Origin of the sequence: Arthrobacter gyeryongensis (genome assembly GCF_039543785.1) — a bacterium.
Taxonomy (GTDB): domain Bacteria; phylum Actinomycetota; class Actinomycetes; order Actinomycetales; family Micrococcaceae; genus Arthrobacter; species Arthrobacter gyeryongensis.
The window spans coordinates 19170-32196 of the sequence record NZ_BAABKK010000001.1; the positions used below are offsets into that span (position 1 = coordinate 19170).

Below are 13027 nucleotides of genomic sequence, written 5' to 3' on the forward strand. Positions count from 1 at the left end.
TCTCGTGTCAGATGCGGCAGGCGTGGATGCTGCTGACCAGGATGGCGCGGGCGCCGAGGTCGTACAGCTCATCCATGATCCGGTTGGTTTCCTTTTTCGGAACCATGGAGCGGACGGCAACCCAGTCCGAGTCGCGCAGCGGCGACACCGTCGGCGATTCGAGACCCGGGGTGAGGGTGGCGGCTTCTTCCACGAGGTCCTTGCGGATGTCGTAGTCCATGAGGACGTACTGGCGGGCGACGAGCACGCCCTGCAGGCGCCGGATCAGGACCTCGATCTCCTTCGCGGTGCCGTTTGCGGCACCACCCTCGCCGGTGCGGCGGATCAGGACAGCTTCGGACTTGAGGATGGGCTCGCCGAAGATCTCCATTCCGGCGGCTTTGAGCGTGTTTCCGGTTTCGACGACGTCGGCGATCGCGTCAGCGACGCCGAGACGCACGGAAGACTCAACGGCGCCGTCGAGGCGGACCACCTTGGCTTTGACGCCGCGCTCGGCGAGGTAGTCGCGCAGGAGGCCGTCGTAGCTCGTGGCGAGGCGCTTGCCTTCAAGCTGCTCGACGCCGGAGAAGTCGCCGACGGGGCCGGCGAAACGGAAGGTGGACGCGGCGAAGCCAAGGGGAAGCAGCTCTTCTGCTTCGACCTGCGCGTCCAGCAGGAGGTCGCGGCCGGTGATGCCGACGTCGAGCGTTCCTTGGCCCACATACACGGCGATGTCCCGGGGGCGGAGGAAGAAGAACTCAATGTCGTTGTCGGGATCGACCATGACGAGTTCGCGGGTATCGCGGCGCTGGCGGTATCCCGCCTCGGTCAGCATCGCGGAGGCGGCTTCGGACAAGGACCCCTTGTTGGGGACGGCTACTCGCAGCATTTGGGACTTTCTTGGGGAGTGGAAGGGGATGTTTCAGGCATTGTGCCCACGGCACTGTCCGCAGAGGGACGTGCAGTGAGCGCTGGGGCCACGCTGGGGCACTGCCAGGACCTCTTCAGGTCCTGACCAGAGCGGACGTGGCTAGAGATGCTTGTAAACGTCTTCCAGGCTCAGACCCTTGGCGAGCATCAGGACCTGCAGGTGGTAGAGCAACTGGGAGATTTCCTCGGCCGCGGCTTCATCGGATTCGTACTCTGCAGCCATCCAGACTTCGGCTGCTTCCTCCACGACTTTCTTGCCGATGCCGTGGATTCCGGAGTCCAATTCGGCGACGGTGCGGGAGCCTGCCGGGCGGGTCGCTGCCTTTTCGCTCAGTTCTGCGAACAGCGTCTCGAAATTCTTCACGCCATACAGCCTACTTGCTCGGGGCCGGTGACCGCCCGTCGGGTCATTGCATGACGGAAGGGATGTGAGCGAACGCACAATGTGCGCCAGCACGCCCACATCCCTTTCGTCGATTTGCTAGGTGTACTGCTTGAGGGTCAGAGCGGTGGAGAGCGCGGCGGTCACGGCTTCGTGTCCCTTGTCCTCGGACGAGCCTTCCAGTCCGGCGCGGTCCAGGCCCTGCTGCTCGGTGTCGCACGTGAGCACGCCGAAGCCCACCGGCACGCCGGTGCGGACGCTGACTTCAGTGAGTCCCGACGTCGCCGCCTGGCACACGTACTCAAAGTGCGGCGTGCCTCCGCGGATGACGACGCCGAGGGCGACGACGGCGTCGAAATGCGGGGCGAGCCTTGCCGCTGCGACGGGAAGTTCAAAGGATCCAGGGACGCGCAGCACGGTGGGCTCGGCGATGCCGGCTTCCTTTGCGGCACGCAGCGCCCCGTCGAGGAGCCCGTCCATGATCTGGGTATGCCAGCTGGCAGCAACGATGGCGAGTTTCAGCTGGTGGGTTTCCTCCGTGTTGAGGGTGGTGAGGTCGATGGTAGGGGCGCCGTGTCCGCTCATGGGTGTGTGGTAATCCGTTCAGTCTTGTGAGTGCAGTTCAGTCTTGTTCGAGGTCAAAAGTGCCGGCAGCTGCATGGGTACCCGCCGGCTCAGTGTCACCGAGGGTCAGGCGGTGGTCCATGCGGTCCTTCTTGGTCTGAAGGTAGCGCAGGTTTTCTTCACGGGACGGAACCTCGGTGGGCACCATCTCGACAACCTTCACGCCAGCCGCGGCAAGCCGGTTCTGCTTGTCCGGGTTGTTGCTCAGGAGCCGGATTTCGTGAAGGCCCATCTCGGCAAGGATCTGGGCTGCGGCTTTGTAGCAACGGGCGTCCACCGGCAGCCCGAGCTGCTCATTGGCCTCGACCGTGTCGAATCCGGCCTCTTGAAGTGCGTAGGCCTTGATCTTGTTTGCAAGGCCTATGCCGCGGCCTTCCTGTCCGCGCAGGTAGAGCAGGGTGCCGCCCTCTTCGCGGATCAGCTCAAGGGCGTAGGCCAGCTGTTCGCCGCAATCGCAGCGGTACGAACCGAAAACGTCGCCCGTGAGGCACTCCGAGTGAAGGCGCACCAACGGGGCCTTCCCTGCGAGCGGGACCTTCGGGGAACTCACCGCCAGGTGCTCCGCCCCGGTTGCAAGGTCAGTCCACGCCTGTGCCACGAACTCACCGAAAGCGGTGGGTAGCTGGACAATCGGGCCGCCGCTCACGGGATGCACTGCGCGCGCGGTCGAGCCGCCGTCGTGCGTTGTCGCTGTGGTCATCGCTGCTCCTCGTTTCCTGCCGGAATTGCAACCTGGTCCTCAGCCTCCGACGCTACAACATAAGCCACGAGATCCTCGATCGAAATCAGAGGACATCCGTGCTCGGCAGCGAACTCCCGGAGGCTGTCCAGGCGCATCATTTCACCATCGTCATGTACCAACTCGGCGATCACGCCCACCGGGGCGAGCCCCGCAAGCCTGCAGAGATCAACTGCCGCTTCCGTGTGTCCCGGACGTTCACGCACTCCCCCATTAACGGCCCGGAGCGGAAAAATATGCCCGGGCCGGGTGATCGAGGACGGCGTGCTGCTCGAATCAGCCAGAATCCGGGCTGTCAAGGCCCTGTCCGTGGCGGAAATACCGGTGCTGACGCCCAAAGCGGCATCGCAGGACACCGTGTAGGCAGTGCCCTTGGCGTCTTCATTGACCAGGACCATGGGCGGCAGCGCCAGGGCATCGGCCCGCGAACCCTCGAGGGGAACGCAAATGACTCCCGAGCTGTAACGGATGGTCCAGCCCATGAGGGCAGGCGTCGCGTGTTCGGCGGCAAAGATGATGTCGCCTTCATTTTCGCGGTCTTCATTGTCCACAACAATGACGGGACGGCCGGCTGCCATTGCCTGCAGTGCCTTTTCAACGGGGTCCAGCCCCTGGCGCACCACTGTGGTGCTGCCGTTGTGTGCGGCGCTCACTGGGCAGCCCCAGCGGCAGTTGCCGGCGAACGGAAGGAGAGCAGGCGCTCGGTGTATTTCGCGAGGACGTCCACCTCGAGGTTGACGCGTCCGCCTGTGGCCTTGGCCCCGAGCCCGGTTTCGTCCAGCGTGGTGGGAATGAGTCCCACTTCAAACCAGGGGTTCTCTTCTTCGGCCGGGCTGACGGCGGTTACGGTGAGTGAAACGCCGTCGACGGCGATCGACCCTTTTTCGGCGATGTAGCGCGCCAGCGGGGCCGGCACTGCGAAGCGGAGGCGGTCCCAGTTGCCCAGCGACTCGCGCTCCAGAAGGTGCCCGACGCCGTCGACGTGGCCTTGGACAACGTGGCCGTCCAGGCGTCCGCCCGCCTGGACACAACGCTCGAGGTTCACGGTGTCGCCCGCAGTCAGTTCGCCGATAGTGGTTCGGACGAGGGTTTCGCCCATGACGTCGACGCTGAACTCCCGGCCGTCGATGTCCGTCGCGGTGAGGCACACGCCGTTAACGGCGATGGAGCCGCCCAAGCCAAGCCCCTCCGTGGTGCTGGGTGCCATGAGGCGCAGCGTGGCGCTGGCCTCGCCGTCGTGCTCGACGGACAGGACCGTGCCTTGTTCAGCAACGATTCCGGTAAACATCAATGTCCTCCTGTGGTTGTCTCCGAGGCGTCCTTGCCCGGAAATGGTTCGTGGTGTTCGGTATGGGACTTCGTCCAAGCCGGTTTGTTTCCGTCCGATGGTCCGGACCTCAAATGCAGCCTGAGGTCGCGACCCAGCGCATGGACCGCACCGCCACCGGCGTCGTCCCAGTTCCAGCGCTGGGCGTCGGCGAGGGTGGAGATGCCGAGATCCGTCAGGGCAGGTGTACCGGAGCCCAGCAGGGTGGGCGCAAGATAGACGATCAATTCATCCACGAGACCCGCGGCGAGGAAGGCGCTCAGGATGCGGGAGCCGCCCTCCACCATGACGTGCCGGACGCCTTCGGCGAACAGCAACTCCAAAGCTTCGGCAGGATCGCGGGTTGGCAGGTGGATGAACTTTCCGTCGCTCCCCCGGACAGCGGCATCCGAAGGGACATCCCGCAGCCCCATGACGGCCCGGAGTGGCTGGCTTTGCGATACTTCGCCATCAGGCTCCCGCGCCGTCAGCCGCGGGTTGTCCACCAGGACGGTTTCGGTGCCCACCAGGATGGCGTCAATCAGGCGGCGCAGTCCGTGGTTGTCGGCGAGCGATTCCGGACTGGAGATCCATTGGCTGGTCCCGTCGGTAGCCGCGATCCTGCTGTCGAGGGTCTGCGCAATGTGAAGCGTGACGAACGGGCGCCTCGCCTCCACCGCATTGAACCACTCGCGGTTCAGTTTCCAGGCCTCGGCGGCGTCCAGCCCGGACCGCACGTCCACGCCGGCAGCGCGAAGTCTGCCGGCACCTCCTGCGGCCGGGTCGTGGGGGTCGTCGACGGCGTACACCACGCGCGATATGCCGGCGTCAATGATCGCCTGGGAGCACGGTCCCGTGCGGCCTATGTGGTTGCAGGGCTCCAAGGTCACCACCATGGTTGTTCCGGCGAGGTCGAGGCCCCTTGCCTGCGCTTTCGCGATCGCGTCCGCCTCGGCGTGGGGCGTGCCGGCGCCGCGGTGGTAGCCCGTGATGAGTTGCTCCCCGTTGGGCCCGAGCACAACCGCTCCCACCAAGGGATTGGCGCCACGGTGTCCCCGGAGGGCCACGTGCAATGCGGTCTCCATGGCGGCAGACTCAGCCTCCGGGAAATCCAGCTTCGAGGCGTCGTTCATGTGAGGGCTCCCACGGTTTCCGGCTCGGGCGTTGGCCTGAGCGGTTGGCCTTCACGTCGGTCCGCACGCCACCAGACAAAGAATCCGGCAAGTGTGAAGAACCCGTAAAAGAGGTACATGAAAGCGCTGGCAAAATAGCCCGCGCTGAATAGCAGCGGAACTCCGACAATGTCCACGGCAACCCAGATCAGCCAGAATTCGGTCCATCCTCGTGCCATGCCATACGTCGCCAGGAGTGAACCCATGAAGGTCCAGGCGTCTGCCCATACAGGAGGGTACGAACCCATGGAATCGAAGACGGGAGTCAGGGCAGCGGTTCCCGCAATCATGGAGGCCACCATTCCGATCCGCACTTTGGGGCTTGCCCAGCCGGGCACGATGGCGCGGCCGTGGGTCCCTGCTTGGAGGCCCTGCCGCCAGCGGTACCAGCCGTAGGCGGCGACGCTGATGAACATGATCTGACGTCCGGCCTGGCCCCACAGGGTTGCCGGCGAGGCGGCACCGAAAACGTTGCCAAGAAAGACCGTCAACAGGAGCATGTTTCCTGCGATCCCGATGGGCCATGCCCAGACTTTGCGGCGCATGCCGCCCAGGGCGCTGGCGAGCCCGAAAATATTGCCTAGCACTTCGCGAAGAACAAGGACAGATCCACCTACGGGAATCTGTGCTTCGAAGAGCCATCGCAGAAAGTCCATGTCGTTCCTTCCCTCGAATGCCGCGATGGCTCCGGGGGTGTACGACAGCGCAATGCCGGGCGCACGCAACGCCCAAGCATGACTGTACGTGCTTCTCCCATCCAGACTTTAACTGTCGGTACTGGAATTCCACCAGTTCAACCGTCCGCCGTCGTGATTCCCGTGAAGGAAACGCGATGGCTCGCGGGTCGCGGACTATAACCGCCGGTTCGGAATTACACCGACCCCGGAGCACGTATGTGTATTGCTATTCTGACACAACTGGAGCAATGGCCGATGTATTCCCTGACCAATATGCAGGCAATTGCGTCATTGTTGTCACATTGCCGCGAGGCCGGCGGCGCGCAGCCGCTCAATAGCCGCAGCGGGGTCCGCATGGCCGTAGACGGCGGATCCGGCAACGAACACATTCGCGCCGGCTTCTGCTGCCCGGACAATGGTCTCTTCCGTGACGCCGCCATCGACCTGGATTGCGACGCCGATACCTGAACCCTCGATCGCCGCCCGCGCCCGCCGGATCTTTGGCAGCGTAACGTCGAGGAAGGACTGCCCGCCGAAGCCAGGCTCCACGGTCATGATAAGGAGCATGTCCAGCTCGCTAAGCATGTCCAGGTAGGGTTCCACGGGCGTGGCCGGACGAAGGGCCATACCAGCCTTGGCACCGCGGGCACGGAGCTCACGGGCGAGCTTGATGGGAGCCATCGCCGCTTCCGCGTGGAAGGTCACGGAAGCCACACCGGCATCGGCGTAGGCCGGCGCCCAGCGGTCGGCGTCGGCGATCATCAGGTGGGCGTCCAGCGGGACCGGGCTCACAGCCTGGATCCGCTCCACGACCGGCAGGCCGAGCGTCAGGTTCGGGACAAAGTGGTTGTCCATGACATCGACGTGGACGGCGTCGGCGTTGCTGATTCTCTTCAGCTCGGCTTCCAGGTTCACGAAGTCCGCGGACAGGATGCTCGGGTTGATACAGCACTCAGTCAAGGCAGTTCCCTCAGTGTTGGTGGCGGTCTGGTGGTGTTGGCAATTCTCCAGCTTAGGCACGCGGGACTTTCAGCCGGGGAAAGGCGCCGAAGGTTACGGCTTCTTCCGGATAAGCGCCAGGAACATCGCATCGGTTTGATGCACGTGCGGCCACAATTGTGCTGTCAACTCGTGCCCGGCGCCGAGGTTGCCGGTCAGGCTGACCGAGTCCAAGGCCGCACCGGCGTCGATCTGCTCCAGGTCTTCCCGCTTGCGCAGGACATCGCTGACGACGGCGGTGGTTTCGGCTGGGTGCGGGGAGCACGTCACGTACGCCACCACTCCGCCCGGTTTGACGGCGTCGATGGCCGAGTTGAGCAATTCACGCTGCAACGGACCGAGATCGGCAAGGTCCTTGGGCGTCCGGCGCCACCGTGATTCGGGGCGGCGGCGCAGCGCGCCAAGGCCGCTGCAGGGAACGTCGACCAGAACCCGGTCGAAGGTTTCCGGTTGTTCCTTGCCGACGTCGCGGCCATCGCCTACCCGCACGCTCCAGGCGTCCGCCGGAACCGCCGAGAGGGCTTGGCTGACCAGCTTCGCCCGGTGTTCTGCGGGTTCATTGGCCAAGAGGCTCGCACCTTCCTGGCGGGCGAGGGCGGCCAGCAGCGCGGCCTTGCCACCGGGGCCGGCGCAAAGGTCCAGCCACTTCTCGCCTTCCTTGGCGCCCCGTCCGAGGTCCACGGCCGCGACGGCGCGGGCTACCAACTGGGATCCGACGTCCTGGACGCGTGTAGTGCCTTCGCGGATGGAGGACATGCGCCCGAGGTCGCCGCCGCTGGACAGCGCCGAGTCGATGACGAGTTCGCCGGGAGTAGCCCCGCTTTCAAGTGCTTCATCAAGGTTGCCGATGCCGGGCAACGCCACCAGGTTCACCACAGGGGCCGCGTTGTCGGCTTCGAGCAGCTCGTTGATTTCGCTCGCGGGACGGCCGTGCATGACGAGCGATTGGCGCAGCGCCCTCACAATCCATTCCGGGTGCGCGTGGCGTACGGAAGCGATCCTGGTCTCGTCGGTCTCGTTTTCCAGCAGGTGGTCCAGCCACTCCGGAAGCGTCCTTGCGGTCACTTTCCGGAGCACCGCGTTGATGAGCGACGACGGGCCTGCTCCGATGACCGCGCGGGCCAGCCCGACAGTCTGGTCGAGTGCGGCGTGGGCAGGAACGCGCATCGCGAGCAATTGGTGGGCACCAAGTCGCAACGCATCCAGGACTGCCGGATCCAGCTGGGCGAGGGGCCGGTCGACACACTCGGCCAGGACGGCGTCGTACATCCCCTGGCCGCGCAGTGCCCCGTAGCTCAGCTCGGTGGCGAATCCGGCGTCGCGCTTGTCGAGGTGGTGATGTCGGATCCGTGAAGGCAGCACGAGGTTTGCGTACGCGTCTTCCGAAGCGACTGCGCGCAGGACTTCGAACGCCACCAATCGTGCCGGATCCGCGCGCCGGGTCCGCTGGGACGGTGCGTTGGTGGAGAAACCGCGTTGCGGGCCCCTGTTGCGTTCGCGGCCTTGGGCGTCGCGGTTGCTTTCGCCGCGGGGACCGCGGTTGCCGTGGCCCCCGCCGTCCCTGTTCCCACTGTTGTTGGGGCCGCGCCGGCCGGACTCATTCATTCGAATTCCACGCTTTCTGGTGTTGCCAAACCACGGGCCCAATCGGCCGACGGCATCATCTTCTTGCCCGCAGGCTGGATCCCCCTGAGCTGAACTGCATGTGATCCGGTCCCGACCAGGACGTTTTTGCCGTCAACCCGGACCTCGCCGGGTGCAAGGTCCCGGATGTCCGGGCGCAAAGCTACAGGCTCCAGCTTGACGCGCTGTCCGTCGAGCATGGTCCATGCTCCCGGTTCGGGCGTGACCCCACGGGACCTGCGGTTGATGGCGAGGGCCGGTTGCGTCCACTCGAGCCGGCCGTCGTCGAGCGTCAGTTTGGGCGCGAGCGAGACGTCGCCTTGCTGGGGCTGGGGGGCCGCTTTGCCGGACTCAACGGCGGAGAGGGTCTGGGTGAGCAGGATCGCTCCGCTCCGCGAGAGCCGCTCCAGCAAGTCGCCGGCCGTGTCTTCAGGGCGTACGGTTTCCGTCAACGTCCCGAAGACCGGTCCGGTGTCGAGTCCTTCCTCGAGGAGGAAGGTAGCAGCTCCGGTGATGTCGTCGCCGGCGATGACTGAACGTTGGACCGGTGCGGCGCCGCGCCAGGCAGGGAGGAGGGAGAAGTGGAGGTTGATCCAGCCGTGGCGCGGTACTCCGAGCGCGGCCTTGGGGACGAGGCCCCCATAGGCGACGATCGCTGCGACGTCAGGCTCGTACGAAGCGATCCGCTCGGTGGTCCCGGCGTCCACTTTCGAGGCGTGGATGATGTCGATGCCGAGTTCAGCTGCACGTGCTGCCACAGGCGACGGCGTCAGGATCCGTTTGCGGCCGGTTGGGGCGTCCGGCCTGGTAAGCACCGCCGCGATCTCAAAACCGGCCTCGATCAGCGCGTCAAGGGAAGGGACTGCGACAGCCGGGGTGCCGGCGAAAAGCACCCTCATTCGGCGGCTCCGAAGCTGCCGAAGCTCGAGCCCACAGTGTTGGCCCTCTTGGCGGTGGTCCGTTCAGTCACGGAGTGGTAGTTCGCTGCGCGGATGGCACGGAGGGCGGTTTTCCGGTCCTCACCCTCCAGTCGGTCCGTGAACAGGATCCCGTCCAAATGGTCGGTCTCGTGCTGGAAGCAGCGGGCGAGCATGCCCTCCGCCTCAACGGACACGGGGTTGCCGTTCAGGTCCACGCCGGTGGCGCGGGTGGTCCTGCGGCGGCGAACCGGGAACGCGAGTCCGGGAATGGAGAGGCAGCCTTCTACCTCGTCAGGTTGGAAGTCATCGCTGCTCTCGAGCACGGGGTTGATGATGTGGCCTTCCACACCCCCGATCCGGTAAGTGAAGACCCGCTGGCTGACGCCGATCTGCGGCGCGGCGAGCCCGGCACCGTCCACGTCTTCCATGGTCTCGGTCATGTCCGACACGAGTTTGGCGAGCTCTGGCCCGAATTCCGTGACTGGATCAGCAACCGTGCGGAGCACGGGGTCGCCGATGATACGGATACTCAAAATGGCCATGTGCTGTCTTTCCTCACGATCGGCGAAGCTTGGGTCCCGGCAAAAGGGGCCTAGGCCAGTTTAGTTGAGGCCGCGGGCGCCGCGGCGGCAGGGTACGACGGCGGAGCTACAGGGAGCAGCGCCGTTCCGGCCGCGGCCACATCGGCAGACATCTCCCACACCCGTTTCAAGGCGCAGAACTTCCACCAGTGGTGCTTGAGGACGTCCGGGTTGGCGCGCTGGGGACGCACCTCGGTCTCGCCGATAGCCACCGCGAGCAGGACAGGGTTTTCACCGTATTTCCACGGCTCCCACTCCCCTGCCACTGGATCCACAAGACTTTCTTCGGCCTTCATGCCCGCAACCAGTTGCATCACCACCTTGTCGTCGAGGGGTTTCACTGTTCCATCGCGGGTGGTGCCTTTGGTCTTGTAGTCGATCAGGCAAACCCTGCCGTTGATTTTGGCGACGAGGTCCAGGGTTCCGGCATAGCCAACGCTGGCGTTCCACACAGTGATCTCCGGCGCAATGGGCTCCACCCGGTACAGCTCCCACCACTCATCGAAACGGGCCGCGAAGGCCTCCTCGCCATGTGAAGCGAGCTCGTCGCGCGTTTCCTTCACGCGGTGCGGACGTCCGAGAGCGCGGAGGGCCACTTGCTCGCAGTAGTTATGCACGCGGTCGCCACGGCGTGCGGCATCGTCCCGGTACACCTCCGCAGCCTTTGCTGCCTTGTTGACGGCCTGCCTCATCTTGGCAGGACTGGAAAGGTGCTGTGGGAGCTCAGGGTCTTTCGCCAGGCTGCTGGCACCCATGTAGCCGAACCAGCCGTCCAGGGAGTGGGCCTGCTGGCCGATCACCGTGGTGATGGAAGGGACCGAGAAGGTCTCGGACGTGGACCGGGCATACATCCGGCCGTATTCGGTGGCATGGGCAAGCAGTGGATCTGTCATGGGAAAACTCTTTCACACACCGCTGACAAGAAGATGCGGAGCTCTGGTGGCTCCCGACGGGACCTCACCCGGTAATTAATGTGCCCCTCACGCATGGCGCACGGGGTTCTCCGACTCCCGGTGCCATAATTGGTCACGTCCTCGGCTACGGGAGCGAATCTTGGTCCTCGATATAACAACACTGCGAGTCGCCCTTGGCGTGGTCGCTCTTACGCTGCTCCTCTTGTTCTACGCATCGTTCAGGCGCACACGGTCGTCCTACAACGGGTGGTGGTGCATCGCCCTCCTGTTCTTCCTTGCAGGGAACCTTGCTTTCCTGCTCAACGGCACGCCGTACCAAATCTGGGCGAACCCCTCGGGAAACGTCCTCTTGGTGGGCGGAGCGTTCAGTGTGTGGACCGGCGCCCGGTCCCTCAGGATGTTGCCGCCGCCGAGATGGCAATTTGCAGCGGCCTGCGGCGTCACGGCCCTCGCCTCCGTTTTGGAAAGCCCCGGTTACAACACCTGGTCCGGGGGCCTGGTCTATCTGGGATTCATGACGGTGGGCATCGCGCTGGCGTCCCGCGATCTATGGCTGCTGGATTCCAGCTACTCCCACGTGCACAAGTCGATGGCCCTGGCCGCGGGATTCCTTGCCGCCTACTATTTCTGCCGCCTGTCCGTGTACCTCGTCGAAGGTCCAAGTGGACCGAACTTCCGCCTGTATTTCGGCCCCTCAATGGCCAGCCTGGTCACGCTGATACTCCTGGTTGCCGTCTCTTTCAGCATGACAGCCCTGAGCAACGATCAGTTGATCAACCGGCTCAGCGAACGTGCTGCACGCGACAACCTGACGGGGCTCCTCAACCGTGGCACGTTCATGGACCTGGCTACCAAGGAACTCGAGCGACTGCACGCCACAAGCTCCGTCGCCTCCTTGATCCTGGCCGACCTGGACCATTTCAAAGCGATCAACGACGAGTTTGGTCATGCCGCCGGTGACGCCGCCCTTCAGGCATTCGCTGCTGCGTGCTCCGAGTCCGTACGATCCACCGACCTGGTCGGACGATACGGGGGCGAAGAATTCATCTTGCTCTTGCCGGGAGCCAGCCAGGAGCGGGCTGAAAGCATCGCGGGCGACATCAATCGCTCTTTGGCGGCAAGCAAAAACCTCGTCGACATCCACCTTCCGACGGTGAGTTACGGAGTCACCTCAACCCAATTCGGCGCAGTCGACCTCGCGGCGATGATCGCCGCCGCCGATGCGGCCCTCTACGAAGCCAAGTCCCTCGGAAGGAACCGGGTGGTCAGGGCAGTGCCTCCCGCGTGAGCGGGCCTCAATCGGCTTGAGTATCGGCTTGAGCCAGGAACTCTCGAGCAACGACAAGAGGTCCTGTGCGAAACATGAACAATGTTTCGCACAGGACCTCTTCTTGGTGGGCGATACTGGGTTCGAACCAGTGTTGCCTAGGTACTGGTGATACTGGTTGGTATCGGCAAAACCGGCCCTGATCAGCGAATATGCGAAACAGTAGCGCCTGCCATAGAAGTACACAAGAGGACACTGAATTACACCGTTATTGCACGTATGTTGCACGAACGGAGAATCATGGCCACCTCAAGGCGAGGCTTCGGAGCTATCCGAAAGCTCCCATCCAAGCGTTACCAAACTCATTATGTCGGGCCATACACCGTGAAGCACCTAGCGCCACACACGTTTGACACCAAGGAGGATGCTGAGGCGTGGCTGTCCGACCGACGCCGCGAGATTAGCAACGGAGCTTGGGGAACAGCCCAGGCAGTAAACAAACAGAACGGCGCTTTTGGCCCCTTCGCCGAAAAAGGGATCACCGAGCGAGAACTAAAGCCACGCACCCGCGCACATTACCGGTCACTGCTTGATGCCAAGATTCTGCCGAAGTTCGCCGACATCAAACTGGTGGCCATCACTGCCCCGCTGGTACGAGAATGGCACTCAAGCTTAAGTTCGGCCCCAAGGTCCAAAGCTCACGCCTACGGCCTCCTGCGGACCGTCCTCGCCACCGCCGTCGAGGACGAACTGATCCCGGCCAACCCATGCCACATCCAGGGTGCCGGCACCTCCAAGCGCGCGCACAAGATTAGGCTGGCAAGCTTGACGGAGATCACGTCACTGGTCCAGGCCATGCCGGCGAAATACAAGACCTTGACCCTCTTGACCGCATGGTGCGGCCTCCGGTTCGG

The 13027-nt window shown here is 64.2% G+C and carries 14 protein-coding genes, 1 pseudogene and 1 riboswitch; of the genes and pseudogenes, 2 read left to right on the forward strand and 13 right to left on the reverse strand.

Annotated elements, in window-relative coordinates; all coding sequences use genetic code 11:
* Nucleotides 1-7 precede the first annotated feature (7 nt).
* From hisG to ABEA18_RS00145, 13 genes are all read right to left on the reverse strand, one after another.
* Complete coding sequence (gene hisG, locus ABEA18_RS00085; protein WP_345446579.1) at nt 8-868, reverse strand: ATP phosphoribosyltransferase; 861 nt, start codon at nt 866-868, stop codon at nt 8-10.
* A gap of 141 nt (nt 869-1009) precedes the next feature.
* Complete coding sequence (locus ABEA18_RS00090; protein ID WP_018778638.1) at nt 1010-1273, reverse strand: phosphoribosyl-ATP diphosphatase; 264 nt, start codon at nt 1271-1273, stop codon at nt 1010-1012.
* A 117-nt stretch (nt 1274-1390) separates the two neighbouring features.
* Entirely contained in the window at nt 1391-1876 is a 486-nt protein-coding gene (ribH, locus tag ABEA18_RS00095) for a 6,7-dimethyl-8-ribityllumazine synthase (protein WP_345446583.1), read from the reverse strand.
* A gap of 37 nt (nt 1877-1913) precedes the next feature.
* Entirely contained in the window at nt 1914-2615 is a 702-nt protein-coding gene (gene ribA / locus ABEA18_RS00100) for a GTP cyclohydrolase II (RefSeq protein WP_345446586.1), read from the reverse strand.
* Nucleotides 2612-3232, reverse strand: a complete 621-nt coding sequence (gene ribB / locus ABEA18_RS00105; protein ID WP_425550456.1) for a 3,4-dihydroxy-2-butanone-4-phosphate synthase — start codon at nt 3230-3232, stop codon at nt 2612-2614. Before ribB ends, ribA begins: the two co-directional genes overlap by 4 nt.
* 71 nt (nt 3233-3303) lie before the next feature.
* A complete protein-coding gene (locus ABEA18_RS00110; RefSeq protein WP_345446592.1) occupies nt 3304-3942 on the reverse strand; it encodes a riboflavin synthase in 639 nt (212 codons plus the stop codon).
* Nucleotides 3942-5093 (reverse strand): bifunctional diaminohydroxyphosphoribosylaminopyrimidine deaminase/5-amino-6-(5-phosphoribosylamino)uracil reductase RibD, encoded by a 1152-nt coding sequence (gene ribD, locus ABEA18_RS00115; RefSeq protein ID WP_345446595.1) that lies wholly within the window; start codon nt 5091-5093, stop codon nt 3942-3944. Before ribD ends, ABEA18_RS00110 begins: the two co-directional genes overlap by 1 nt.
* The gene (gene pnuC / locus ABEA18_RS00120; protein WP_345446598.1) at nt 5090-5788 is read right to left on the reverse strand and encodes a nicotinamide riboside transporter PnuC; all 699 of its coding nucleotides are present in this window, start codon (nt 5786-5788) and stop codon (nt 5090-5092) included. The genes ribD and pnuC overlap by 4 nt, the downstream gene beginning before the upstream one ends.
* Nucleotides 5789-5872: 84 nt before the next feature.
* Nucleotides 5873-6027, reverse strand: a riboswitch (FMN riboswitch).
* 79 nt (nt 6028-6106) lie between these two features.
* Entirely contained in the window at nt 6107-6769 is a 663-nt protein-coding gene (rpe, locus tag ABEA18_RS00125) for a ribulose-phosphate 3-epimerase (RefSeq protein WP_345446601.1), read from the reverse strand.
* 93 nt (nt 6770-6862) lie between these two features.
* Nucleotides 6863-8413, reverse strand: a complete 1551-nt coding sequence (locus ABEA18_RS00130) for an RsmB/NOP family class I SAM-dependent RNA methyltransferase (RefSeq protein WP_345446603.1) — start codon at nt 8411-8413, stop codon at nt 6863-6865.
* Nucleotides 8410-9330, reverse strand: coding sequence for a methionyl-tRNA formyltransferase (gene fmt, locus ABEA18_RS00135; protein WP_345446605.1), 921 nt, complete (start codon nt 9328-9330; stop codon nt 8410-8412). Before fmt ends, ABEA18_RS00130 begins: the two co-directional genes overlap by 4 nt.
* Nucleotides 9327-9893 (reverse strand): peptide deformylase, encoded by a 567-nt coding sequence (gene def / locus ABEA18_RS00140; protein ID WP_345446608.1) that lies wholly within the window; start codon nt 9891-9893, stop codon nt 9327-9329. Before def ends, fmt begins: the two co-directional genes overlap by 4 nt.
* 50 nt (nt 9894-9943) lie before the next feature.
* Complete coding sequence (locus tag ABEA18_RS00145) at nt 9944-10825, reverse strand: cytochrome (protein ID WP_345446611.1); 882 nt, start codon at nt 10823-10825, stop codon at nt 9944-9946.
* A 160-nt stretch (nt 10826-10985) separates the two neighbouring features.
* On the opposite strand from ABEA18_RS00145, the gene ABEA18_RS00150 reads away from it, so the two are divergent.
* Nucleotides 10986-12134 carry a GGDEF domain-containing protein gene (locus tag ABEA18_RS00150; RefSeq protein ID WP_345446614.1) on the forward strand — a complete coding sequence of 383 codons (1149 nt, stop codon included), beginning with the start codon at nt 10986-10988 and terminating at the stop codon, nt 12132-12134.
* A gap of 279 nt (nt 12135-12413) precedes the next feature.
* A pseudogene (locus ABEA18_RS24565) lies at nt 12414-12776 on the forward strand (tyrosine-type recombinase/integrase); the annotation flags it as partial.
* Between the last annotated feature and the right edge of the window lie 251 nt (nt 12777-13027).